The organism is Haliea alexandrii (assembly GCF_003719295.1).
GTDB classification, from domain to species: Bacteria; Pseudomonadota; Gammaproteobacteria; order Pseudomonadales; family Halieaceae; genus Haliea; species Haliea alexandrii.
Window position 1 is genome coordinate 1,385,377 of sequence record NZ_RFLW01000001.1, and the last position, 25,259, is coordinate 1,410,635.

The 25,259-nt window shown below is 59.0% G+C and carries 20 protein-coding genes; 10 read left to right on the forward strand and 10 right to left on the reverse strand.

The genetic code is table 11. The features are described 5' to 3' along the window. Window positions 1-6 precede the first annotated feature (6 nt). Window positions 7-1,986, reverse strand: a complete 1,980-nt coding sequence (locus EGJ68_RS06205) for a hypothetical protein (protein WP_123033606.1) — start codon at window positions 1,984-1,986, stop codon at window positions 7-9. A gap of 266 nt (window positions 1,987-2,252) precedes the next feature. Here EGJ68_RS06205 and EGJ68_RS06210 point away from each other — a divergent pair, with 266 nt between their 5' ends. The 5 genes from EGJ68_RS06210 to EGJ68_RS06230 all read left to right on the forward strand — a co-directional run bounded on the left by EGJ68_RS06210 (window position 2,253) and on the right by EGJ68_RS06230 (window position 7,724). Next, window positions 2,253-2,780, forward strand: coding sequence for a hypothetical protein (locus tag EGJ68_RS06210; RefSeq protein ID WP_158283532.1), 528 nt, complete (start codon window positions 2,253-2,255; stop codon window positions 2,778-2,780). Continuing rightward, on the forward strand, window positions 2,777-3,304 hold the full coding sequence (locus tag EGJ68_RS06215; protein ID WP_158283533.1) for a TMEM70/TMEM186/TMEM223 family protein: 528 nt from the start codon (window positions 2,777-2,779) through the stop codon (window positions 3,302-3,304). The genes EGJ68_RS06210 and EGJ68_RS06215 overlap by 4 nt, the downstream gene beginning before the upstream one ends. A gap of 71 nt (window positions 3,305-3,375) precedes the next feature. Beyond that, on the forward strand, window positions 3,376-4,332 hold the full coding sequence (locus EGJ68_RS06220) for a hypothetical protein (RefSeq protein WP_158283534.1): 957 nt from the start codon (window positions 3,376-3,378) through the stop codon (window positions 4,330-4,332). Window positions 4,333-4,437: 105 nt separating this feature from the next. Then, a complete protein-coding gene (locus EGJ68_RS06225) occupies window positions 4,438-4,962 on the forward strand; it encodes an ECF-type sigma factor (protein ID WP_158283535.1) in 525 nt (174 codons plus the stop codon). Between the two features lie 23 nt (window positions 4,963-4,985). Next, window positions 4,986-7,724, forward strand: a complete 2,739-nt coding sequence (locus tag EGJ68_RS06230; RefSeq protein WP_158283536.1) for a serine/threonine-protein kinase — start codon at window positions 4,986-4,988, stop codon at window positions 7,722-7,724. 22 nt (window positions 7,725-7,746) lie between these two features. Here EGJ68_RS06230 and EGJ68_RS06235 read toward each other — a convergent pair whose 3' ends face one another. Both EGJ68_RS06235 and EGJ68_RS06240 read right to left on the reverse strand, forming a co-directional pair. Continuing rightward, complete coding sequence (locus EGJ68_RS06235) at window positions 7,747-8,304, reverse strand: hypothetical protein (protein WP_123033612.1); 558 nt, start codon at window positions 8,302-8,304, stop codon at window positions 7,747-7,749. 71 nt (window positions 8,305-8,375) lie between these two features. Continuing rightward, window positions 8,376-9,404, reverse strand: a complete 1,029-nt coding sequence (locus EGJ68_RS06240) for an FAD-dependent oxidoreductase (RefSeq protein ID WP_158283537.1) — start codon at window positions 9,402-9,404, stop codon at window positions 8,376-8,378. Window positions 9,405-9,990: 586 nt separating this feature from the next. Between EGJ68_RS06240 and amt the strand changes: the two genes are divergently transcribed. Then, window positions 9,991-13,404: an ammonium transporter gene (gene amt, locus EGJ68_RS06245; protein WP_123033614.1), complete on the forward strand. Its 3,414-nt coding sequence runs from the start codon at window positions 9,991-9,993 to the stop codon at window positions 13,402-13,404. A gap of 24 nt (window positions 13,405-13,428) precedes the next feature. Here amt and EGJ68_RS06250 read toward each other — a convergent pair whose 3' ends face one another. Then, a complete protein-coding gene (locus EGJ68_RS06250) occupies window positions 13,429-14,349 on the reverse strand; it encodes a TauD/TfdA dioxygenase family protein (RefSeq protein ID WP_123033615.1) in 921 nt (306 codons plus the stop codon). 14 nt (window positions 14,350-14,363) lie between these two features. Next, window positions 14,364-15,671 carry an MFS transporter gene (locus EGJ68_RS06255; RefSeq protein WP_158283538.1) on the reverse strand — a complete coding sequence of 436 codons (1,308 nt, stop codon included), beginning with the start codon at window positions 15,669-15,671 and terminating at the stop codon, window positions 14,364-14,366. A gap of 319 nt (window positions 15,672-15,990) precedes the next feature. On the opposite strand from EGJ68_RS06255, the gene EGJ68_RS06260 reads away from it, so the two are divergent. Further along, window positions 15,991-17,271, forward strand: coding sequence for an acetyl-CoA hydrolase/transferase family protein (locus EGJ68_RS06260; protein ID WP_123033617.1), 1,281 nt, complete (start codon window positions 15,991-15,993; stop codon window positions 17,269-17,271). Window positions 17,272-17,288: 17 nt separating this feature from the next. Here EGJ68_RS06260 and EGJ68_RS06265 read toward each other — a convergent pair whose 3' ends face one another. Then, on the reverse strand, window positions 17,289-18,587 hold the full coding sequence (locus tag EGJ68_RS06265; RefSeq protein WP_123033618.1) for a DEAD/DEAH box helicase: 1,299 nt from the start codon (window positions 18,585-18,587) through the stop codon (window positions 17,289-17,291). 239 nt (window positions 18,588-18,826) lie between these two features. After that, the gene (locus EGJ68_RS06270; RefSeq protein ID WP_123033619.1) at window positions 18,827-19,465 is read right to left on the reverse strand and encodes a CvfB family protein; all 639 of its coding nucleotides are present in this window, start codon (window positions 19,463-19,465) and stop codon (window positions 18,827-18,829) included. A gap of 261 nt (window positions 19,466-19,726) precedes the next feature. On the opposite strand from EGJ68_RS06270, the gene EGJ68_RS06275 reads away from it, so the two are divergent. After that, window positions 19,727-20,521 (forward strand): methyltransferase, encoded by a 795-nt coding sequence (locus EGJ68_RS06275; protein ID WP_123033620.1) that lies wholly within the window; start codon window positions 19,727-19,729, stop codon window positions 20,519-20,521. 34 nt (window positions 20,522-20,555) lie between these two features. Here EGJ68_RS06275 and EGJ68_RS06280 read toward each other — a convergent pair whose 3' ends face one another. From EGJ68_RS06280 to EGJ68_RS06290, 3 genes are read right to left on the reverse strand one after another with little or no spacing between them, the layout of a single operon-like run. After that, a complete protein-coding gene (locus EGJ68_RS06280; RefSeq protein ID WP_123033621.1) occupies window positions 20,556-20,978 on the reverse strand; it encodes a DUF6691 family protein in 423 nt (140 codons plus the stop codon). Continuing rightward, window positions 20,975-21,436, reverse strand: a complete 462-nt coding sequence (locus tag EGJ68_RS06285) for a YeeE/YedE family protein (RefSeq protein WP_123033622.1) — start codon at window positions 21,434-21,436, stop codon at window positions 20,975-20,977. The genes EGJ68_RS06280 and EGJ68_RS06285 overlap by 4 nt, the downstream gene beginning before the upstream one ends. Continuing rightward, on the reverse strand, window positions 21,436-22,689 hold the full coding sequence (locus tag EGJ68_RS06290) for an OmpP1/FadL family transporter (protein ID WP_123033623.1): 1,254 nt from the start codon (window positions 22,687-22,689) through the stop codon (window positions 21,436-21,438). Before EGJ68_RS06290 ends, EGJ68_RS06285 begins: the two co-directional genes overlap by 1 nt. A 367-nt stretch (window positions 22,690-23,056) precedes the next feature. On the opposite strand from EGJ68_RS06290, the gene EGJ68_RS06295 reads away from it, so the two are divergent. After that, a complete protein-coding gene (locus tag EGJ68_RS06295; RefSeq protein WP_123033624.1) occupies window positions 23,057-23,995 on the forward strand; it encodes an SDR family NAD(P)-dependent oxidoreductase in 939 nt (312 codons plus the stop codon). Between the two features lie 110 nt (window positions 23,996-24,105). Then, window positions 24,106-24,921 (forward strand): SDR family NAD(P)-dependent oxidoreductase, encoded by an 816-nt coding sequence (locus EGJ68_RS06300; protein WP_158283539.1) that lies wholly within the window; start codon window positions 24,106-24,108, stop codon window positions 24,919-24,921. The last annotated feature ends 338 nt before the right edge of the window (window positions 24,922-25,259 follow it).

Consider the following 25,259-nt stretch of genomic DNA (forward strand, 5'->3'; position numbering starts at 1 on the left):
TATCAGTCACGGTATGCTGTGGCGCCAGAGCAGCTCATAGGGAACCGGTAAGCCCATATTTGATCCCGCTTCGATCAGCTCGCTCCAGGTCGCTGGGCTCCGCATCACAGTGGTACTGTTGCCGCCACGCGCCAGCGCTGGCAGATGCGTGCCGAAGTAGACACGGGTTGCCAGGTAATCATCGCTGTTGAGTGAACTGTTACCGGCCGTTGCACTGAAAAGGTTGCTGACGTTGACGTCGCGCATTGCGTCGGCCATCTGGTTCAAGCGACTCAGATAGCTGCTCTGCGTTGCTCTGGTGGCGTCGTCCGTGTCTACTGCGGGCGCACCGTTCACATGTGTGCGTATTACAGTATCCATCGCGGTACCGAGTCGCTGCCCGAAACCGCGGCGGCTATCATGGGAGCTGCTGTCGGCTTCAGCTAGCGTGACTACGACGCCGTAAAACTCGTAGGGCTTCACATTCTCGAATGTATAGGGAAACCACTGTCGGAACTGGTCGCTGTTCGGCGCGTAGGGCACTCTAGCGACGGACAAAAATCCGTTGTTACCCAGCGTCACCATGCGGGATTCCAGGACGACGACGCCCGTGCCGTAACCACCGGGCCTCAGTTGCCCGCGAAAACTCCAGACTGACAGATAGGGTTCATCACCATCATTCTCCGTTACACTCCAGCCCTCAATGCTGCTGAGCGTAATCGTCACTCGCGGCAGATCCTGCATGGAGACGTCACCAGAGGCCGCGCTTTCTTCGCCACCACCGTTGTACCCGGGAACTGTCTCACCCCAGTTCCATGGTACGGGCGGCGGTGCGGATTCGGGTTCGTCAGCCTGGATGGCGGGGAGTACAGAGGTGAGAGGCGCCTCAGCCTGGAGTGCGTAGGCACCGACATAGAGGACGCCGGCTGCCACAGGAGTCCCCGCGTCTCCGCCCAGCGTGGGGCCGCCGCCCAGCCCGACGATAAAGCGGTGCGACAAGTTACCATCTGTACCGGTCACCTGTAGCCGCAAATGGTTGGGCACGGCTTCCTCCGGGAGTCGGAAGGCGAGAATGAACTCACCGGTTTGGGTCGGCTCAATTCGCGGTCGATCTTTCTCGGGAGCTGCGGCACGGAGGATGAGTCGCGGCTCATGCCATTCACCTGCCGTATCCACTATCCGCGTCTCGCGAAAGCTTCCGCGAGAGAACACCTGGTCGCGTTCCGCGCGGTTGCGCACGGTCATGCGCACCAAGGACCAGCGCTCTGAACCTGGCGCCGTTTTTCGCCCCAATCGTGCTGGATCGTCCGTGACCTCTGACCCATCAATACGAATATCGAAGGAGGGAGCAGGCAGGAACTGACCTGCTCCCACTTCGAACTCCTCGCGCACAACTTCGTGGTGACCATCTTGAAACGCGGATGGCAGTGTCTCGATGACGCCCGTGAGCGGGAAGGTGAGTTCCGCGTTGTTGTCCCTGACAAGGAGGCGTGTAATGCGCAGTCGCTTGGGTACTAGAATCGCGGTGTACAAGGCCAGCGGCTCCCCTGGATGCAGGAGTGTCTCCGAGAATTTATGGTCAGCGGCCGCGGCGGCAGCGGTGAAACGGGCGGTGCGGATTTCCATCGGTGCATCGCGCTCATGCACCAGCCCTTGCTCGTCAATTGCGAGGAATTCCAGCGTACTGTCCCGGAATCGGAGCTCGTCGCGACCGGCGTTCTCAACAGTGAAGAAAATAGTCAGCATTTTTTCATCTGCACCCGCTGCGCCGCTTTTCGTCGCGACATGGTCAGTCCAGCCAAGGGCGTACTGTGCTCGGGTCAGGGTGAAACGCAGCGAGCTGGAACCTCCCATCGGGTAGGCAGAACCCGGATTGAGCGTGGCTTCGGGCGCCGACAGGTCAGGCGATGCACCGTATGGCGAGGCTGAGGCTTCCGGCTGCGCCACAGGCCCCGGCGAAAACAGTATCGTCCACAGGCCAAGCAGCAGCAGGCATGCGCAGCTCACAGGGCGTCTCAATCCGGCCTCTCGGCCCCGGCCGCGGTTGCATCCCCGTAGCACTGTCAACCGGCTGTTGCTCGACATGTTCTGTTACCTTGAGAGTAGTAAGCTATATTCCCGTTAACGTATCTCCGGCAAACTCTCCGCCACTGAGCTTAGAGCGTTGGCGGAAAGTAGGAGTTTTTTGCGTTAAGCAGGAAGTGGCAAGCCATTGTCGCACCGGCCGAGCGCCGTGGCGCCAAGGGTCAGGTACCGGTGAGGAGAGGCCAGGCGTGAGAGTCGTGCAGCAGTCCGAGCGGGCAATAGAAATGACAGACATGCCGATTGACTGGATCGTGGGGTTGGGCGGCATCCTCGCTATCCTGGCGATCGCATTGTTGCGCGCAATCGCCGAGGGTGCTCTGAATGGCATTCTTATCTCGCTTATCATGATCGCCGCGCTTGGCTGGATCACGGCGAATGAGGCGCTTCGCCGGGTAACGTTGCATGCCGACCGTGCTGCCGGCACTTTGCAGATTGACATTACCACGCCGCTGGGCCGCCAGGTGAATGACTACCCCCTGGCGGGGGTTTCAGGCCTCGAAATAGAAACACGCCACCATCGACGCAATAGCATGCCTCAGCCTGTATTGACGCTTATGCTGCATCAGGATGGTGCCCCCGTGCGGCAGCAGCTACCTCTGTTCCAGCCCTACCCGGTGGACCTGCTCTACGCGTCGCAGTGCTTCAATGCCTGGCTTGCAGAGCGAGCGCATGATGTGCCCCAAACAACTGTGATGCCGCAGGAGACTTTGCGGTGAGGGTGGTGGAAAGCTCGCCGGACGTATTGGAAATCGAGATCGCGCTGCCGGGGTTTGCCATCTGGTTTATGCTCGGCCCTTTCGTGCTTTTCGGTGGTCTGGTAACCCTGGCAATGCTGCTTGGGGGTGAATTTCTCGACGCGCTTTCCACTGGCATGATCCTGGCAATTATTGTTTTTATTGGCCATTACTTTATTACCCGAACAACGCACCTGCGACTGGAAAGAGACACTGGCCGTGTATCTGTTCGTCGCTGCTCCCGCTTTGAAAAACGAACCTGCGTGTTTCCGCTGCGGGATCTTGATAGCGCCGAGGTCAGTCAGAATATCGGGCATGGTCGATCGACCAGTCGTATGACACTGGTCTTCTCCAGCACCCGGCCGGCGACGCGTGTACCGCTATCGGCGTGGGCGGTATCCGGTGGCGGCGTCGGGGACCTGGTAGACGCCATCAACGACTGGTTGACGTGCTGGCGCGATGCAAATTTGAGAAATTCACCAGAAGAGGAAACTGCCGGGCCATGAATGTTACGCCAGAACCGCGAGGGCGGCACCGTATTGCCAACAGTTTCACCGCGGGTGCACTTCTTGCCCTGGTGACGATGTTCGGCTTTGCGGCTGCCGCAACCTTGTTCGCGACCGAGACGCGAGCCAATAGTGCTGTGGACGAGCGCACCCTCAAGGAGTTGCGACGTGAGGCACACAGGGAGCGTCAGGCTCTGCGGAAGGAGCGTAATCAGCGTCTCAACGACGCGGTGAAATCCTTGAGACTGGAAGCAGATGATATCTTTGCGGAATATCGCGAGCGGGTCAGGGCCATAGACACCGAATTCGACCTGGATCGTGTGCGACTTGATGCCGAGAGGGACAGTGAAATCGCCGCGCTTGAGGGCGCTTTGCAAAAAGAGCTGGGAGTCGGTATGGCTGCAGCAACGGAGGCGGCCCTGCTGAACCATCTGAGCGCGATGGGAGAGCAGACCAGGGCTCACCAGGATCGCGTTTTCGAGGCTCGTAAGCGTGGCGCTGGACGGGTTCAGGCAGCGCAACTGGAGGCTCTTTCGCGCAAGGACAGACTGCTCAGTGAACGTGACGATCGCGTGCTGGCGCGAGCGCGGGAACTTGGCCTGATGACAATGCCGACGCCTGTTCTGGCAACGCCCATTGGCGGCGAGTTGACGAGGAATGAGATCCAGTGGAACGAGCGCGAGCAAAGGGATGTGCAGCGGCTTCACGAGCGACACGTCGGATTATTGGGTGAGTTTTACTATGGTCAGAAGCTGCGTGCCTGGGAGCGTGCAAACCTCGAAGAGGACTTTGCGATGGAGTGGCAGGAGCTCAGTGAGCTGCAGGACTTGCAGTCGCAACAGCGCATGCTGAATCCCGTCATGCTGAAGGCGGGCATGGCTGATGAAACAAGTCGTCAGCAGTCTTTCGCGCGGCTCGCAGAACTCGGGGAGCAGCAGAATCAGATAAAGATTCGGTACCAGCAGTTGCGACGGGAGCGGGACATCCAGCGCAGGGAGGAAAAGCGGGCGTTAACCGCAGTGCCCTAGTCCGGTTGGCGACCTGCGGTCACTGCATCGCGGGTTTAGCTTGTGGCTGGAAAACTTGCAGGTATACTCGTCGGCATCGCGAAGAATTGCCGGAATGTCGATGCCGTGACAGCGCCAATACAAGTTGAAGACGGGCTTGATGCTCTCTACCGTGGTCTGAGGCTTGCGGCCCATCGACAGCTGCGACGCTATCGGCCCGGAGCCACCCTGAACACCACGGCATTGGTGCACGAGGCGTGGATACGCCTGAGTGCCGATGATGCGCATGCTGCATTGCCGCGTGACGAATTTCTCAAGCTGGCTTCGACGGCCATGCGTCAGTTGATAGTCGACTATGCCCGCCGGCGGGGTGCCGCCAAGCGCGGTGGTGGTGCGCTGGCGCTGGAACTGGATGCCGAATCCCACAGTGATCCCACCTCAGCCTCTGTTCTGGATGTTGTGGCGATTGACTTTGCAATGCGCGAACTGGGCAGGCTGGATCCCGAGCTCGAACGGCTGGCTGAATGTCGTTTGTTTGCGGGCATGAGCATGCAGGAGACTGCCACCGTATTGCAGCGTCCCATGCGTTCTCTGGAGAGGGACTGGTCGCGTGCCCGCGCATATCTGACTGACGCGCTGAATCCTGCCTGAGCAAAAACGCTATGGAGACAAGGATGTCACCGGCTCACCCGCACGCACAGGAAGGCCAGCTTGTCGATCAATGGCTGCGGGCGGATAGCCTGTTTACCGAATTGCTCGAGCTGCCTGTGGCGCAACGGGCGGAGCGGCTTGCACAGCGCTGTGTCGACGATAAACCACTGGAGGCGATTGTTCAGCGTTTGTTGCGCGCTGAAGAGCGTTCCAGCGCCACCCTCGATACTGCCAGTGATGCCGTTCAAGCCCTCGCTGCTGTCGCGCTGCACCAAACTGGCGACGATGGCCCGGAGCCAGAGTCAGTGGTTCAGGTTGGCCCTTATCAGCTGGTCAGCTGTATCGGCAAGGGTGGCTCTGCTGTTGTATGGCGAGGTGAACGGAATGATGGCGAGTTCCAGCAAACGGTTGCGGTCAAGGTACTGCGGCGCTGGATAGACAGTGACGACTCTGTGCGCCGGTTTCGCGAGGAGCGTCGTATTCTCGCAGCGCTTGAACATCCCAACCTGGCACGCTTGCTGGATGGAGGCGTAACGCCAGATGGGTGGCCCTATTTCATCATGGAATACGTCGATGGCATTCCTATTACAGAGTACTGCGATCGCGAACGGCTGGACATTGAACAACGCCTGGATCTGGTGCAGCAGGTAATCAAGGTTGTGCAATATGCTCATCAACGGTTGTTGGTGCACCGCGATCTGAAGCCCTCGAACATTCTTGTTACCGAGTCCGGGCAGGTGAAACTGCTGGATTTCGGCATCGCGAAAGTCCTGCAGGCCGACACTGATGATTCTCCGGAGCACGATCTCACACAGCCGCACGGTCGTCTGCTGACGCCGGCCTACGCCAGCCCCGAGCAGCTTAGTGGCGACAGAGTATCAACGGCCACGGATGTTTACGCGCTTGGGGTGCTGCTTTATCGCCTGCTTTCTGGCCGTTCGCCCTATCGTGCACAGGAAGATGCTCCGGCGTCGCTCTACGACGCAATACTGCGTCAGGTTCCTGCCGCTCTATCGATTCGCGTGCTGGAGGATGACCAGGCGGGGCTGTGCCCGCGCGAAGTGGCAGCGGCCCGCGATAGCACCCCATCCCGGCTGGCGCGCATGTTGCGCGGAGATCTTGAGGCGATCTGTCAGGTGGCGCTGCGTAAAGATCCGGAGCATCGCTATGCCTCGGTGGAGCAGCTGGGCTTTGATATTGAGCGTTATCGAAAGCAACTTCCAGTGCTTGCACGCGCGGGAAATCGACGCTATCGGCTAGCTAGATTCCTGCGTAGAAACGCCTGGGGTGTATCGGCGGCTGTGGTCTTGCCTTTGGCGATAGTTACCGCTCTTGCCCTCCATGTGGATCGACTGTCTGCGGAACGTGACCGCGCCGCCGCGGCGGCCAAGCTCGCGAAACAAGAGGCGGACAAGGCGGAGCAGATCAGCAGCTATCTTGTCGGACTGTTCCGTGCCTCTGATCCCGCCGAATCCAGGGGGCGTGACATTACTGCCGTGGAGCTTCTGGAGCGCGGCATTGCCCAAGCTCAGGCGATTCAGGATGACCCGCCCTTACAGGTGGCGATGCTGCACGTGCTGGGGCAGGTCAGCTTCGCCCTGGGGCGTTACCAGCAGGCTAACGAACTGCAGCTCAAGGCCCTAAGCCTGCTGCAGCGCGTAAGCGAGCGGAATGAAACGTTGTGGGCAGACGTACTGGCCGATCTCGGCGAAACCAGTTTCAAGCTTGGCGATTTAAGTATTGCCGAAGAGTATTATCGATCGGCATTGGCAACGTTGCCAGAAACGGGTCTGGCACGCCGTGGCAGAATATTGACCAATCTTGGCATCGTCCACATTGTCACCAGCCGCTACGCGCAGGCACGTGCGCTATTGCACGAGGCGCTCGCCTTGCTCGAGGAAAATGCTGTCGCGACCGCCGCCCACGCTACAACGCTGAACGCCCTGGGCACCTTGCTTTCCCGTGAAGCGCAGCATAGCGAGGCGATAGATATGCTGCAGGAGGCTGTCACTATCCGTCTCGATCTGTTTGGTGACTTCCATCCCGCGACTTCGGTTGTACGTAGCAACCTCGGCATCGCTCTGCTGGAGGCGGGTGAACCCGCAGCGGCCGAATTGGAGTTACAGCGTGCGCTGGAGGTCGACCAGGAGATACTTGGTCCGACACACCCAAGTCTTGGGGTCCTGCTCAATCAGATGGCTTCAGTGCGTCGTGCGTTGGGCGACCAGGAGGGTGCCATCGCGTATCTTGCACGTGCACTCGAGATATTGCGACAGCACCACGATGAGTACACGCCCACTATGGCTGCAGCGCTCAGCGGCCTGGGTCACACGCACCTTAGCATGCTGTCGTTTGACGAGGCTGCCGATTATCTGAGTCAGGCCGTAGCGATTGACGAGCAGGCGCTCGGCCCTCAGAGCCGCGAGCTGGCTATCGACCTAGCACTTCTCGCCAGGGCTCGAAGTGGGCAGAGTCGGTATGAAGAAGCCGAGGCGCTTTTGCTGCGCGCGCTGGACATTGCGCGGGGATTGTTCGGAGACGAGCATGCACTGGTCGGTGAGATGCTGGTTCAGAATGCCGGCCTGAAGTGGCAGCGTGGTGACGTGGCTAGCGCGATCGAAGATGGGGCGCGCGGGCTCGCCATCCTTGTGAACACTGAAGGAGCGGAACGACCTTATGTCAGTGAGGCCGCAGCATGGATCGAGTCGCTCTCCTCTGGTAATAGCGAGCACCCCCCGCCGTTGTCGGACCTGCTGCTTTGAGGTAGGGGCGCCGAAACCAGCCTCAGCAGCCGTTTGCCGACAAGGCCGAACCCCGCGAGGCCGATGGGTTCTCATCGATGGCGACTGCTACCAGGAAGAGGCCGTTGCTGGCGCCGGCTTCGCGGATGGAGGATTCGGCTGCACTGGCAGCGAACGATTCAATATTTCCACTGGGGTAGTACATATCGCCAGGCAGGTACATGTCGCCGGGTAGGCATTGAGGTAGAAAGCGTGTGCCAGGCAAGTACATGTCACCGGGAAGGTATACATCACCGGGAGATGCCTTGAATGTCTTCGATATGAAGGTCTCTGTGGCTTGGTTCTTCTCCACTCGAACGGCGCACAGCGCGAGGGTTCGCGCCTCCTTTGCCCCATCGATTTGAATGCGCACCTGCTTGAGTAGTGCTTCCCTGAGCCTGTCTCCGGTCAGGCCTTGCAATGATCCGGCTCGTTCGACGGCTAACCGGATGCGAACATCATTTTTGCCTTTTGGCGCCGCCAGTCCCAGATGAGGAACGAGGGAACTCCCAACCAGGCTTGCCAGGCCAATAATAATTCGACGCCTGTGGTAGGTTTGCATAGGTGTTGCTCCGCACGATTGCATTTTTGTCATGGCTTATAACGTGAAGCGCGGGTCTGATCCGCCAGATGTTATTGCTTCCGGAAAATCCAGAGGTCACTACGTGCCTCTGCCCAGGTTGCTCGCCACCACTGGGCCTGCGCGCTTGCCACCACACGGTTGCGGATTTCGGGCCAGCAAAGGCCGCCAATCAAACCTTGCTCAAGTACATTCAGGTGTTCTGTCAGCTGTGCGAAACCCTGCCCCAAGTCCGGTCGGGTAATGAGAAGACAATCGCCAAGAGGTATCCAGCAAGCTGGAAGGTTAGCCACCGACTCGAGCGCGAGTCTCGATGAGGGGCGCGCCGGGAATGTGGTCGCCCGGCCTCGAAGGCGGGCATGACAGCACATCGTCCACAGTTCCGGGCTGTCCAGTGTGCGCAGAATTTGCAGCACGGCGCCTATGGTCTCCGGTGGCGGGCTGTCACCGGGTGTCTGCAGGGTCAGTGATCCCGAACCACGTCCCGCAGTGTGCAGAATGGCGCCATACCGGGAGGTTCTGCTGGACGACGCTAATGAACCTGGCTCTTTGGTCTGCGTGATACCTGCCAGTGGCAACGTCATACAGATACCTCCTGCCGTCCCTTGATCCAATGGCAAGGCTGCACCTGTGGCACGTGCTATGCCTGCCGCAGTGGCGCGTGCGGCACCACTTGCATCGATCAACAAATCGTAGTCGACCCAGCGACCGCTAATGTTGACTGCTGCTGTTTTGGCTGTGAAGTTCGATGCCTTGATGCGCGCCGCGTGAAGATGATCGATGTGGCGTGCGCCCAACAGCCACAGGGCGCGGTCCAGGGAGGCGCGGTCAGGTAGTGGTCCTATGTGTTTTTCCAGCTCGGGCAGCCAGCAGGTCAGTCGCTCCCAGGTGCTTGTGCTCCACACGTGAACGTGACGGCATTGCGGGCGTGTCTTCCAGCCACTGTCCGGCGTGGGATCAACCAGATCCACTTGCAGATCGTTGCGCTTGAGCAGTATGGCTGCAAGCAGGCCAGCGGGGCCTGCACCGATGATGATGGCGCGTTGCCTGGATCGTGATGGTCTGATGTTGTGTGGGTTCACCCCCGGTATAACGAATAATGGACACCCACTCCGCCAGACCGCGCGCCCGTAGCGCAATCGCGGCTGAAGTCTCTAATCGGCCACTGGTCAGGGCATCGTTCACCAGTGGGCCAGAATGCATCGCGAGTGGCTCGCTTTGAGAGCGGTGGAACTTGCTACGCTGGTGAGGCCATCTTTGCGGCAGGCGTCAGCCTCCTCATTGCCACGGTGTTCATAAGCGTCGAGCGAGGCTGCCGGTTTTGCGTTGGAAAAGAGCTGGCTGGATGCGGATGAGCTGTTCAGCGTTCATTATCTGACTGTCGCCTAGAGTTCTGGCCTTCCTTGTTCGCGCTGATGCCGTGTGGAGGCACCATTTCTTGGCAATGGACGCTGCCTTGCGCCAATCAGGTGCAACATCGCGCTTCTTTTTGGCGCAGGCTGCCGCGAATCCAGGGCCGGTGTAAACATCGTCGGTGTCTGGCGGCTGTGCTTGGCGAGAAAACAAGCGGAGCATGGCGACTCGTCTTCACGCTCTTGCGCAGAATGAGTCTGGCACGGAAATTGCCGTGATGTAGCAGGTACCTCCTCTCAATATGCGGGTCACTACGTGACGGACCAGCAAGCTTTCGACGCCCTTTGGCTACTTCTTGCCGCAGTTCTTGTGCTCGTGATGCAGGGCGGCTTCCTGTGTCTTGAGTCCGGGCTGACGAGGAGCAAGAACGCGATCAACGTTGCCCTGAAGAACGCTCTGGATTTATTGGTGGCGAGCGGTCTGTTCTGGCTGCTGGGTTTTGGCTTGATGTTCGGTGCCCATCAGGGCGTAGTGCTGGACATCAGTATGTTTGCCGCCGATTTCACCCACCGCGATTTCTGGCACGCCTGCTTCTTTATCTTCCAACTGACATTCTGCGCAACGGCGGCAACGATTGTATCGGGGGCGATTGCGGAGCGCGCCCGGTTTGTCACCTACCTTTTGCTCACCGCTCTAATCGCGATGGTGATTTACCCTGCCTTTGGCCATATTGCGTGGGGCGGTGCGCTGGTAGGGCCTCCTGGCTGGTTGGCCGCACGCGGCTTTGTCGACTTCGCCGGCAGCACAGTGGTGCACAGTATCGGTGGCTGGGTGGCATTGGCCGCGATTATCGTGATCGGCCCGCGTCTGGGACGGTTTGCCCGTGGCGCTGCGATCAACATTCCGGGCAGTAACCTCCCGTTCGCCATGTTGGGTATGATGTTTTTCGTTATTGGCTGGGTGGGTTTCAACGGCGGCAGTACGCTCAGCTTTTCCGCGGCCATCCCTGGTATTATTGTCAACACGCTGGTGGCTGCGGCGGTAGGGGGCATGACGGGCATGCTGCTCGGCCATCTACAGCCTGCGCGAAACCAGACGCCGCAGTTGACCATTAATGGCACTCTCGCCGCACTCGTAGCGATTACAGCAGGTTGTCATGCCGTAACGACACCTGAGGCTGCCTGCATCGGCCTGATTGGTGCCCTGTGTATGCGAGCAACAGAGCACCTGCTGCTCAAATTGCAACTGGATGACGCCATAGGCGCGGTTCCGGTGCACCTGGGCGCCGGTATCTGGGGCACGCTGGCGGTCGCCCTCTTTGGCGATGCCGCGTTGCTGGGAACCGGGCTCTCCCGTGGTGCTCAAGTCCTGGTTCAGCTGCAGGGCATTCTCATCTGTGGGGCATGGGCCTTCACGGTAACGATTCTTTTCCTGTTGATTGCGCGTCGCTTTATTCCCCTCAGGGTGTCCGCAGAGGCAGAGCAGGAAGGGCTGAACAGCTCCGAGCACGGTGCATCCACGGAATTGGCGCAGCTCTTGCGGGCCATGAACGAGCAGGAACTCACCGGAGACATGACGCAAAAGATGCCGGTGGAGCCGTTCACGGAAGTGGGACAGATAGCCGGAAAGTACAATCAGGTCATGTCCAAGCTCAGTCAGGTCATCAGTCGCACCCGCCTCATACTCCAGGACATGCGAGATGGCGTGGTCACGTTCAGCGAGCGCGGTATTATTACCAGCGTCAACCCCGGTGCGGAACAGATCTTCGGTCGTGTCGCGCCGCAACTCGTTGGCCACCCCGTCGGTGTATTACTGCATGAAGAAAACAGCGCCCGCTATCCGGGAGCCGCACTGGATTCGCTACTGACGTTGCTGGCTGCGGGCGGCAATGAAGGACCCCATGAGTTGAGTGGTCGCGATGGCCAGGGAGAGCCTGTCCCCATTGAAGTCATTACCGCTGCCAGTCCGGTTGAAACGGGCATACAGTACAGTGCGGTTGTGCGAGACATCAGTGAGCGCAAACGAATGGAGGAACGGCTGCACCGCCATTCGGAGTTGGCTCAGGTAACCCTGGAGGCCATTACGGAGGCCGTTATCACCTGCGATGCCGGTTTCAATGTGGTCTACCTCAACCCAGTCGCCAGAATGTTGACCGGGTGGAGCAGCGCCAGTGCCTACGGTGAGGAAATCGATACGGTTGTGAAGCTTCTGGATGGTGGGGAGGAGAGCATTTCGATCGCAGCGCTGTGCCGGGATATGCGGCCTGCTGGTGAGTACCAGCAATTGCAACTGCAAGGCAGAAACAGGGAGCCTGCGCGGGTACAGGTAAACTGTGCGCCCCTTCGCGATGCGGGTGGAATCAGCGTGGGCTGGGTGCTGGCCATGCAGGACATCACGCGCAACAGCGAACTACAGGCCCGTCTGACGTTTCAGGCCGTACACGATAGCCTGACCGGCCTTATAAACAGGCGGGAGTTTGAACGTCGTCTGGATCAGCTGGTCATCGCGGCCCGCTCGGACAATAGCGAACATGTCGTTCTCTATCTGGATCTGGATCAGTTCAAGATTGTTAACGATACCTGTGGTCACCGCGCCGGTGACCTTTTGTTGCGTCGACTCGCCCTTGAGCTCAAGTCCCTGCTGCGTCAGAACGATACGCTGGCTCGTCTCGGCGGCGACGAGTTCGGCATTCTGCTAGCCAACTGTCCCGCGCAGCGCGCACGGGATATCGCGGAGGATATTCGGACTGCGGTCAGGGATTTCCGCTTCACCTGGCAGGAGCAGATCTTTTCCGTGGGTGTCAGCATTGGTCTGGTACCGTTCGGCCCTGATTGTCCTTCGCTGGATGAGCTGCTCAGCGTTGCTGACAGTGCCTGTTACGCGGCCAAGGAGGCGGGGCGGAACCGGGTACATGTCTACGTCATGGGCGATGAGGAACTGATTCATCGCAAGGGTCAGATGCAGTGGGCGACGCAGATCCAGCAGGCGATCGACGGCGATCGCCTGCGCTTGTTCTACCAGCCGATTCGCGCGCTGAGTTCAGAGCCCGGGGAGATATCACACATTGAGATCTTTGTGCGTATGCTGGATGACCGAGATCAAGTCGTGCCCCCGGGTGCTTTCATTCCCGCTGCCGAGCGCTACGACCTTATGCCGCTGATCGATCAGTGGGTGGTGCGCAACACGCTCGCCTGGCTGGGTGACAGGCTGCATTCGCGACAGAACCCTATTCACTGCGCCATCAATTTATCCGGTGTGTCGATTGGCAGTGCGGAGTGCCTGCAGTTGATTAAAGACCTCATCGCCCAGCACCGGATTCCCGCGCGCTATCTCTCCTTTGAGATTACCGAAACCGCCGCGATGAACGACCCGGAAGCGGCCCGGAGGTTTATCGCTGAACTGCGCCAGTTGGGCTGTCGTTTTGCGCTTGACGATTTTGGCAGTGGCCTTTCGTCGTTTGGTTACCTGAAGAAGCTGGATGTGGACTACCTCAAGATCGATGGTATTTTCATTCGTGATATCGCGAGCTGTGAAATCGACCAGGCGATGGTAGCTTCAATAAATAATATCGCTCATATCATGGGGCTGAAGACGATTGCTGAGTTTGTTGAAGATCAGTGCACGCTGGATTTGCTGCGTGAAATCGGTGTAGATTTTGTTCAGGGCTACCTGATAGGCGAGCCGGCGCCGCTGGAGCAACTGGGCAGAATTCGTGTCATGCCTCGCTAACGCCGGGTTTGCCCCGCGAAACTGTCAGTCGTTTGCGGTGGGTGCCAGTCGCCCCATCGCCACGGTGCTCTTCAGCGTTGTGCGGTGCACCAGGCGGGAGGCATCTGGCGGATTGCCAAAGGCGCGGTGCATGCTGCGCAAGTTGTCCCAGAGCACCATATCGTTCGGCTGCCACGCGTGTATATAGCTGAAGCGTGAATCGGTAGCGTGGGCAACCAGCGCGTGCAGCAGGGCGTCCCCCTCCTGCTTTGACAGGTCCACGACCTCGCGCAAGTGCAACGGACTGACACACAGCGCCTTGCGACCACTGACCGGGTGCCGCCACACCAGGGGGTGGATGGTGTCCGGAAAATGCGGGTAGAAGGCTTTTTCCCTCTCCAGGTTGGTTTCATCGTGGCGTTCCACGTTGGGCCGGCCGAAGCGCATTTCCCGTGGGTCAGCAATAAAGCTGAACCGTGCTTCAAGGTGCTCGATACGCTGCTTGGTCGTCTCCGGCAGGGCATCGTAGGCTGCCGCGGTATCAATCCAGCCTGTCTGGCCGCCAGAGTACGGCATCTCCAGCATACGCAGTAGCGCGCCGCGGTTGGGTGTGGTGGTGTAGACAAGATCGCTGTGCCAGGGAATGCGTCCAACCGTCGCGAGCCCGTCGTAGTGGTAAACCGGGGCTGTTTCGTCGCTCTTGCGGTTGGAGAGCCAGATGAGTTCCGGGTAGCCCTCAACGCGGATGTTCTCGATGGGGTGAACCTCCAGTTCACCAAAAGCGCGACTTAAAGCCAGCTGTTTCTCCGGGCTGTCGCCTATGCCGCGAAACACGAGGATACCCGCATCCAGCCAGGCAGCCTCCATGGCGTCGCGCACCGATGCGCTAATTTCACGGGTGAGGTCCAGTCCCCGGACCTCGGCGCCGATACCACCTTCCAATGGGGAAATGTCGAATTGCTGCATGATGTGCTACTCCGCTAGTACGTTACTGGTGCCAGCTCCGCCTGCGCAGGGTTCGGCTGCCGGCGTTCAACCCCGCTCACCAGCCACATGCAGGCGGCAGCGACACAAAATCCGCCGATAATCAGCGAAATCGGCAGTACATAACCACCGCTGGTTTCCCGTAATAACCCCATGAGTGGTGATAAGGTAAACAACAGTGGCAAGGTACAGAACCCCATCAGGCCGCTGACAAACGCGAATTGCTGTCGACCGAAAACGCGAGACACAACAACCGCTTTAGCCGTTGAGATGCCACCGATGCACATGCCAATCAGTATGGCGTCCAGCACCAACAGCGCGAAGGAGGCGGGGGTGATGAGGATGAGCCAGACCACAGCCTGCAGGAGCGCGTTGAATGCGATGACTGCCGCGGCATTGTAACGATCAGCGAGCCAGCCGAGTAGCAGCGAGCCCAATACCGCGCAGCCACCGGACACCGCGAGCAAAAGCGTCGCTTTTTCCATCGACCAGTGGCTCTCCACCAGCAGTGGCACCATGTGGGTATTCTTGGCGACACCGGCGCCCATCATGAGTCCGGTGGCGATGACCAACGGCAGAAATGCGGGATGCTTCAGTACCTCGGCTATGGACGGCCGCGATTGATGAGCGCCTTGACCGCTAACGTTACCCTCGGCATCGCCCCGATTCACGGCGCTGGCGCGCCAGTGCTCGGGGCTATCCTTGACCAATAGCAGCGCTGGAATAATCAGCAGATATACGAAGCCAATACCGCGCAGCAGTGCCTCGAAACCGAAGGTCGGGAGCAGGTTGACGACTATCAGCGGTACCACGGTGACGGCGACCGGCATCATAACCAGTCCCAGCACCAGCCCCTGGCGTTGACTGAACCAGTTATTGACCAGTGTGACTGCGGGCAATAAGCCGAGAAAACTGATACCCGGACCGATCAGCAGGGCAAAGCAGACGAGCATCGCGGCAGGCTGCTGGGTGAGTGTCAGGCAAAAGAACCCCGCACTTGCCAGCAGCGCACCGCTGACCATGACCGAGCGAATCTGCACGCGGCCCAGCAAGGCGCCCACAAAGGGTGCCATCAAGCCGCTGGCCAGCACGACCAGAGAAAACGCGAGGGAGGTTTGCGCCCGGCCAGCACCGAAATGACGCTCAAACTCCATCACCAGTACGCCGAATGAGCCGTAACACAGCCCGACCGCAGCGTTATGGGCCATAAAAGCCAATACCGCCATCAGGGTTGCCGTGCGGCGTTCGGCGACACCGCTTTCTACTTCGTCACCAGCCGGGGCTGTGGCAAAAAACTTGCGCATGAGTTCCATTTTATAGTCGAAAAGAACTGAGGCTAAGTTCCACTGGCAGCAGCGTCAAGGTAATGATGCGTACACAGACGATTTTTCGACATAGGGTACGGCTACGGACGCCGCGTTGGGCATGTGCGCTTACATAAGTGCTGCGCTTCAAAGAACCCAACGCTGAAACTTGCGGTCGCGTATACTTGTAGTCTTGCTCGCTCTTCGTCCACTCAATCAGACCGGAAACAAAAAACTCCGCGCGCAGCTGGAGGCTTTTGCGGACCAATACGTGCGAGGAAATCACAGGTAACGCCTGAGCCATTAATGGGAGGTAAAATTGCGACTTGTAGATAGCGCCGAACGCGCAATTGAACTTATCGATTCCGATGAGTTTGTCTGGTGTCATTCCATGGCCGCTACACCGACACGACTTCTCGATGCACTCGCGCGCCATGCGCTGTCCCGCAGCAACATCACGCTGATGCAGTTGCACCTGGAAAACGCGGATACGGTCACCGCGCCTGAGCTTGATGGGCACCTCCGACACCGCTGCTTTTTTGCCGGCAAGCAAACCCGCGAGTTGATTAACCAGGGCAGAGCAGACTACGTGCCGCTGTTCCTCTCAGAGTTGCCCAAGCTGTTTCGTCGGCGGGAGCAGACAATCGATACCGTGCTCGTGCAGGTTTCACCGCCAGACCGTCATGGCAATTGCTCCCTGGGCATTTCAGTCGAGGCGACAGCGGCCGCCTGTGAAGTTGCGGGGCGGATTATTGCCCATATCAATCCACGTATGCCGCGCACGCATGGCGATGGCTTTATCAATACGCGCAACATTCACACGGCGTTTGAGTTGGACGAACCACTTCTGGACGTGAGTGAGCGCCAGACGGGCGCAACAGAGGGGCGTATCGGCGCACATGTTGCCTCGCTGGTCGAAGACGGCGCGTGCTTGCAGATGGGTATTGGTGCCATTCCGGATGCCGCCTTGCGTTGCCTCGGCGATCGCCAGCATCTGGGAATTCATACGGAAATGTTCTCCAGCGGCGTCTTGCCGCTTATTGAGAGCGGCGTGATTGACAACTCGCATAAACGTATAGCGCGTGGCAGAACTGTTACCAGTTTCGCGTTGGGCAGTGAGGTTCTGTACGATTTTGTGCACGATAATCCGGAGGTGGTGTTTCTGGATGTAGAGTTCGTCAACAACCCCACAGTCATCGCCAAGAATCCTCGGGTAGTGTCAATCAATAGCGCATTGCAGATAGATCTTTCCGGACAGGTTTGCGCCGACTCGATCGGTCATCGTATTTACTCGGGCGTTGGTGGGCAGGTCGATTTTGTCATTGGCGCGACATATTCAGACCACGGAAAGAGCATCATCGCGTTGCCCAGCACGGCGCGAGACGGCAAAGCGACGCGGCTTGTGGCAGCGCTGGCCAGTGGCGCGGGAGTCGTGACCACGCGCGCGCAAGTTGACTATGTGGTCACGGAGTACGGTATCGCCAAGCTTCGCGGGCGCTCACTGCGTGAGCGGGCAAGGGACCTTGTCGCCATATCCCACCCAAGCTTTCAGGAGGAGTTGGCGCGCGAGGCGCGGGATACCTTGAAGTTGAACCTGTAGGCGCCGCTCAGTCGAAATCAGCCGGCGCGTCGGTTGCCGCTGACAGAACGGCCTCGCGCAGCGTTGCCGGACGCCCCTGGGCCTGGGCGGCCACGGCCCGGCGCTCTTCCACCGCCACCCGGCCTGCTGCGAGCGGCACCTCGATTGCTGCCATTTTGAATGGGCTCTGGCTTGATGCTCGGATCGACGTCATAGCCGGGTGCGTGCACCTTCTGAATCGCTGTGCCCAGTAGTCTCTCAATGTCTTTCAGCAGTTTCAGCTCATCCACGCAGACCAGAGAAATTGCACTGCCCTGTTGCCCTGCGCGTGCCGTGCGACCGATACGGTGAATGTAGTCTTCCGGCACGTTCGGCAGCTCGAAGTTCACCACATGGGGCAATTTATCGATATCGATACCGCGTGCTGCAATGTCAGTGGCGACGAGTGCTCTCACACTACCCGCCTTGAAGTCAGACAGCGCTCGGGTGCGGGCGCCCTGTGACTTGTTGCCGTGGATTGCAGCTGCAGTAATGCCGTCTTTTCCCAGTTGCTCCGCCAGCTTGTTCGCGCTGTGCTTGGTGCGGGTGAATATCAGCACCTGCTGCCAGTTTTCGTCGCCGATTTTTTCCGACAGCAGCTCACGCTTGCGTTTCTTGTCCACCGGGTACACGGTCTGGCTGACCAGTTCAGTTGCGGTGTTCTCCGGCGTTACCTGTATTTCTGCCGGGTGCTGCAGAAACTCCGCGGCAAGCTTCTTGATGTCATTGGAAAAGGTGGCGGAGAACAGCAGAGTCTGGCGCTGTTTGGGGATGACTTTCATCACTCTGCGGATGTCGTGGATAAAGCCCATGTCCAGCATCCGGTCCGCTTCGTCCAGGACCAGAATTTCCACGCGAGACAAGTCCACACTGCGCTGCTGCACGTGATCGAGCAGGCGACCCGGGGTGGCCACGACGATATCGACACCCTTGATGAGCTTCTGCTTTTGCGGGTTAATGCTGACGCCGCCAAAAATTACGGCTGATCGGAAGGGCAGGTACGCGCCGTAGTCCCGCACACTTTCATGTACCTGGGCGGCGAGTTCACGGGTCGGCGTGAGTACCAGCACTTTCGGGAAGCTCTTCTGGCTTCCGGGGTATTTGTTCTGCAGCTGTTGTAGCACGGGCAGGGTGAAGCCAGCCGTTTTGCCGGTGCCTGTTTGCGCCCCGGCCAGCAGGTCTTTGCCCTGCAGCACCAGTGGAATCGCTTGTTGTTGTATGGGGGTGGCTTCGCTATAGCCCTGTTTTTCTACTGCGCGTAGGAGTTCGGCGGAAAGGCCGAGATCTTTAAAGAACACGTGATGTTAATCCTGATGTTTTGGCTTACGGATTCGTCTGACCAACATGCGAAGTAGCCAATCTACTTGGTTGATGGTTCGGTCCAGAACGGGATGCGTTTGGGTGGTGCTTTGGGTGCTCATCGAGCACCGGGTGACACAGAGCGTGGAGAAGATGTGGCGTTTCGCTTTGGCGCAGACCGATGCGCGCCAGGAGACGGCTAATGATAACAAAGCCTGCCGGGAAAGAATAGCAGAACTCAGGTTAGCCGGATCCCTTCCTTTTCCAGCACAATCACGCGCTGTTTGTATAGGGCGCCAATCGCCTGCTTGAATACCTTCTTGCTGAAGCCGAAAGCGGCGTGGATATCGGACGGTGAGGATTTATCCGTCAGCGGCAAAAAGCCCTGATTTTTCTCGAGCGCCGCGAGAATTTTACCGGATGCCGTATCCATTTTGTCTTTGCTGAAACCCGGTTGGTTAAGCGACAGATCAATCTTGCCGTCATCGCGTATATTGTGAATGTACCCCTCCACGGTCTCGCCCTTGCGAATTCGGCGGTAGAGATCATTGCTGTATAGCAAGCCCCAGCATTGGTCATTGATAACAGCCTTGAAGCCAAGTTCCGTGCGGTCAGCGATGATCAGGCTGACTTTCTGCCCCCGCGAGAGGTTTGTGGAGGTGTCCTCTATCCAGTGATCAATTCGGGTGGAGCCCGCGACTCTGCCCTGATTGTCCTCAAAAATTCTCACCAGGGTATGGGTGCCCTGCGTGAGTGGGTGCTGCTGCTCGGCAAAAGGGATAAAGAGATCCTTTGCCTGCCCCCAATCTGCGAAGGCCCCCAACGCGTTCACTTCTACCACCTTGAGCCAGACGACCTGGCCAATCGCATACTGCATGTCACTATCCGGAGACAAAGATCTTTGGTGCTAGTGTAGTGCATAGGGGGCTTCTGGTGCGCGAGGATTGTGGCAAATCTGCCGTATGGCGTGTGGGCGCGCTGGAAGGGTGGGCTGTCTCTGGCTGTATAGAAAGTCGTACCCAGAGCAGCTCCGCTGGGCGCCCATCGGGTCGCAAGTGATCCAAGGTTCCACGGCTCGCCGTAACTGAGCCTCACGAAAACTGAACGCGCCTGCCCGGGCAGCTGCGAAGGAGAAGTCATGGACTGGCTAATGTCAGCTGAAGCGTACAACACAATCCTGGCCGGCAGTTTTGTCTACGCCGCTTTCATTCTGGTGGGTGCTTTCCTGTCAAAGGCACCTTACGGACGTTTCGGCTCGGAGGGTGCGGGGCTCTCGCTCTCACCTCGGCTGGGGTGGTTTCTTATGGAGCTCCCGGCCACTTTGAGCTTTCTCTGGTTTTACCTGCACGGCAAGAACGCGAATGAGTGGGTGCCGATGATTTTCCTCGGTGTGTGGCTTATTCACTACACCAATCGCGGCTTCATTTTCCCGCTGCTAATGCGCGTTGCGAGTGGCAGCAAAGGTACCTTTGGTTTGCTGGTGGTGGTCGCCGGCTGGCTGGTCACCACCCTGCACGGTTACCTCAACGCGGTATTCATCTCTCACCTGTCCACGCACCTCACGCCCGATTGGTTGACCGACCCGCGGTTCCTGCTGGGGATGGCCATCTACCTGTTTGGCTTTGTCATGAATGTGCACTCTGACGCGATCATCCGCAATCTGCGGAGCAAGGCTGAAGTGGAAAGTGGAGAACGCATTTACCGCATTCCCCAAGGGGGGCTCTTCCGCTACGTCACCAACCCCAGTTACTTTACCGAACTGGTGTCTTTTGCGGGCTTTGCAATTGCGACCTGGTCCCCCGGCGCGCTTTTTGTGTTGTTTGTCAGTGCCGCCAACCTGATACCGCGTGCGTTTCAGGTACACCGCTGGTACCTCAACAAATTCGATAATTACCCGCGAGAGCGCAAGGTGCTGATTCCCTGGGTGCTGTGAGAATCACCTCGGGGGAATCCAGCGCTCCAGCACATTAGCCAGCGCTATTCCTTTCTCGAGCCTGAAATACGCCTGCGACCGCGAGGCCAGGTAGCAGGCCAGCCATGACAGCCAGCGCCGGCCAATACCAATCGCTGGCCGCAACAACCGCCGGGCCTGGGCAAAAACCACTCAGGCCCCAGCCGATACCGAACATGATGCTGCCCAGTACCAGTGGTTTGTCGATGGGCTTGACGGACGGGTCGACAGGGCAGGCCGGGTCGCTGCGTCGAGCTGCGACTTTCACGCCCACCCAGGACAGCACGATTGCGCTGACCATTACCAGCGCGAGGGACGGGTCCCACTGCCCGGTGAGGTCGAGGAAGCCGAGCACTTTGGCGGGATTAACCATGCCTGACACAATCAGGCCGCTGCCGAAGAGCAGGCCCGCGAGCATTGCAGTGAAGGCACTTTTCATAGCGCAACGCCTCCGTTGATAAGCCGCCATAGCGCAACCGTCACAAAGCCGGCCCCCATGAAGGTGATGACCGCGACCAGTGAGCGCAGGGAGAAACGCGCCAGGCCACACACGCCGTGCCCGCTGGTGCAGCCGTTGGCAAGGCGAGTGCCGAGGCCGACCAGAAAGCCCCCCACCAACAGGCGCGCAACCGTCTGCGTATCAATATCCGGGGTCTGAACGGTCGCGGGAGCAACCTCCACCATCACCGGCCACAGCAGCAGTGGAGACAGCACCATGCCCGCCAGGAAGGCGAGCCGCCATGGGGCACGTCCTTCGCGGGTTAACAGGTTGCCGAGTATGCCGCTAATGCCGGCAATCTGCCCGTTGCCAAGCAACAGCAGGCTCGCGGCGAGGCCAATCAGCGCCCCGCCGGCCAATGAGTGCCAGGGTGTAAACAGGGACCAGGCTATATCCATCAGAAGTGTCTCGTATATCCGATTGCAAGTATGTTCTGGTGCATGGTGAGGTCGGCTTCACCGCCACCAAACGGCATGGGTATGGAATTGGTGCCGCGTACGGTTTTTTCAAGCCCGTGGGTATAGGCAACGTTCCATTCGTTCCGGTCGGACAGGGCCCAGCTTGCGCCCAGGCTCACATGGGTTTCGATCACACCGGGCGCCAGTATATTGAAGAAGGTCTCCGAGCCCGGGATGGGCTGATCCATGTGGCTCACGCCGGCGCGGAGTGTCAGCGCGCCGGAAACACGGTAAACCGCCCCCAGCTTGTACACGTCGCTGTCTTCCCAGCCGAACCCCGGGCCATTTGCAACACCCAGGGGTACGCCCGTCAGTAAAGGTGCCAGCGGGTTACCCACGGAGGTGATGTCGCTGTACAGGATGCGCTGCCAGTCGGCCGCCAAAGTCAGGGCTTCTGATGCCTCCCAGGCGATGCCTGCGCCATAGGACGCGGGGATATCGAAACCGCCGTCGTCGGCGAAGAGGCCGGCGTAATCATCAAAATTCGACATATCGATTTCCGAGGACCAGGCAACACCGAGAGTAACGTTCTCGTGAACGTCCCCCATCCAACCCAGTTTCATGCCCCAGCCAGTGCTGCTGTCGTGCCCGCGGTCCGTCACCGAACCGGGACGGCTGCTGAAACCATCAAAGGGTGCCAGGCCACGCGCTTCAAAGCGCTGGTAGGCAAAGGTCGCGGCCGCGCCAAAGCTGTGCGCACCCGTCTTCCAGGCGACGGAGGGTGTAATGAATGCCTGCGCCAGATCGACACCGGCAGTCCCGGTAGCGCCAAACGCCGCGTAGGGATTGCTTTCATACCCTGTATTCATACCGCCATTGCCGTATACGGCGATCCCCCAGCTAAGCTGCTCATTTACCGCTCTGGTGAAGCCGATATCCGGTAGCAGAAACCAGGCATCATCGTTGCCGTCATAACTGCCGTTGGCCCCGGCCAGGTTGCCGGAAATGGATGAGCTGCGATCGGGCTGGAACCAGGTGAGCCCGGCGTCCAGGCGATCTCCCACCAGTGCGGTGCCGGCGGGGTTTGTTGCCGCCGCCAGGGCATCCTGGGGAAGGGCAAAACTGACGCCGGCAACTGCCTGGGCGCGCACCCCGGTGCCGTGGGTGAAGTAGCCGTTGGTGGCATGGGCATGGCCGGTGGCGATTGCCGCCAATAACAGCAGGCTGGGTAAATGAACGTGCTTGGGAGTCATCGGTAATCACCAGGTGTGTTGGACAGAGTACTTCGGGAGTGCCGAGGCGTGTATTTGAGGAGGGGCATCCTAGAGCAGTGGCGCCAATGATCCAAAGATTTTTTATCACTATGCTTATTATGTTGGCCGGGTATTCATTTGGCGCGCACATGCCGTCAAATCTGACGGAGCAATTGCCTTGGTATTACATGATTGGAGACTGCCGCGCGCCTGAATCGCATTGTTGAACCGCGGGGGCACAATCCACGCCGGCCGGTGGCAACGACGGGGGCCTCATGCAACACTCGAAACATAATAAAGGCATACGAGGAGTAAATATCATGAGCATGAGCCGTGTTTCACCGCGCCCCGCAAGTGGGATAGGGGCATGAGGGCAAAAACTTGTGCAGGCCGCATAGCCCTCGTCACTGGCGCCAGCAAGGGTGGCTGTGGTACCACAATTGCCATGCGCCTTGCGGCCGAAGGGGCGCGCGTGGCAATTACCGCACGCAGCGCTGACGGCCTGAAGCGCACCCAGTCGGCAATAGAAGCCGCAGGCGGTGAGGTGTTGCCGCTGGTGTGTGATCTCGCCGACCCGGCGCAGCGAGAATCTCTGGTGGCACAGGTGGAGGCCCACTTTGGCGGCATCGACATTCTGGTGAACAACGCAGCGGCCGGTGACTACAAGCCCTTTGCAGACTGGACGCTCGCGGAGCTGGAAACTTTGCAGCAGGTCAACGTATGGGCACCCTGGCGACTCTCCCAACAGGTTCTGCCGGGGATGCAAGAACGCGGTTGTGGCTGGATTCTCAACCTGACCACGTCGGTGGCGGAGTTGCCCGCTGGCCCGCCGTTCGGCAAGACAGCGCCAGCGCAGGCGGGTAGCGCCTATGGTGCGAGCAAGGCCGCCCTCAACCGGATGACGGTTGGACTTGCTGCCGAAGTCGAGGGTACGGGGGTCACGGTCAACGCGCTGACGCCGCAGGCCGCGGTGCTTACCCCGGAGCTGGCCCAGGTCCGCGACGCCGGTTACCTGGATGCGGATTTCTTCGAGCCGCTGGAGACGATGGTGGAAGCGGCCACCGTCCTGTGCACTACACGTGACCCCGTATTGCACGGGCGCATTGTATATAGCCTGGAACTGCTGCTGGAACTTGGCCAACCGGTGCGTGACTTCGCGGGTACGGAGCTGGTGACGGATTGGCAGCCTGCCGATCTGCCCGGGCAGCTGCGTCGGCAGTTGGCTGCCCATCAGCGGGGCGGCGGCGCGCAGGGGCAGGAGGCTGCCAGGCTCACTGCGCTGCTCGCCCGTGCAGCTGCCGAATAGCCGTTAAGCTAGGCCCTGCCTGATTTGTAGATCGGCTGAACACAGGGCCTGCCCTTGGCGGGCTGGCAAATATAACAATTAGTCGGCAGCGAATGCCTGGAGGAAATTGCATGACACGGAAAGTTGCTTTTATTACCGGTGCCAGCCGAGGTATAGGGGCTGAAACCGCCGTTGCTCTGGCCCACGCTGGATACGATGTGGCGATCACGGCACGTAGTTTATGTGACGGCGAGCAGCATGAGCATGGGAGCTACCAGTCAAATACCCAGGCCTTGCCGGGAAGCCTGGAATCTACAGCAGACGCTGTGCGCGCTGCTGGCGGCCAGGCCTTGTGTATGCGCTCGGATATCCTGAAACCTGAAACCGTGTTGGCGGCCATTCAACAGGCGCTAGGCCACTACGGTCATATCGACGTGCTGTTCAACAACGCCTGTTTTCAGGGAATGGGAAATATGCAGCATGTTATGGATATTACTGCGCAACAGATTAGGGATATTTATCAAGGGAATGTTTTTACGCCACTCGCTGCCGTTCAGGCTGTATTACCGGGCATGCTGGACCGGCAGTCAGGGACTATAATCAATATGGTGTCAGGTTCTGCCGAAATTGACCCGCCTGCGCCCGCAGGCGAGGGTGGATGGGGGTTTGCCTATTCTTCATCAAAGGCTGCGCTGATACGTATGGCCGGGATTCTACGGGTGGAGCACAAGGGTTCAAATCTGCGGTTTATGAATGTAGAGCCCGGGTTTGTTGTTACCGAAGTGATGAAAGCAAATGGCTTGAGTGACGCGCTGGCAGAGTTTACCGATGCAACGCCAGCCAGAACGGTTGCTGAAGTGATCACTTGGCTGGCTGAATCTTCCGAGGCTCATAATGCGACGGTGCTGCATATTCCGGCATTAGCCAAAAAGCTGCAGGCTCGTTAACGACTGCCGAAAATGGGTGAGAATAAGTCCATCCCATTGGTAACTGCGTCGAGCCCGAAAGTGTTGCTTGTGCTCTTGGAATAAACAGCCACCTGCCCGCCAAAACAGACCGTCCTCTGACGAAAATTTGCGGGGCTTCGATGAAGCCCGAACCATCAGTCGGCTTTTCATCTTGAACGGCGTCGCTTCCGGCTTTAAGCCAGTAAGCGTCGCCGGGCCGCAGGTTTATGATGTTCAGGGGCTTGCAGCGAAATGTATGGCTTGACCGGGAGCCTTTGAGATCCCTGGTCAGCGTGGCTGGCATGTTCATGGTCTTCTCCTTATTGACTATGCAGTGA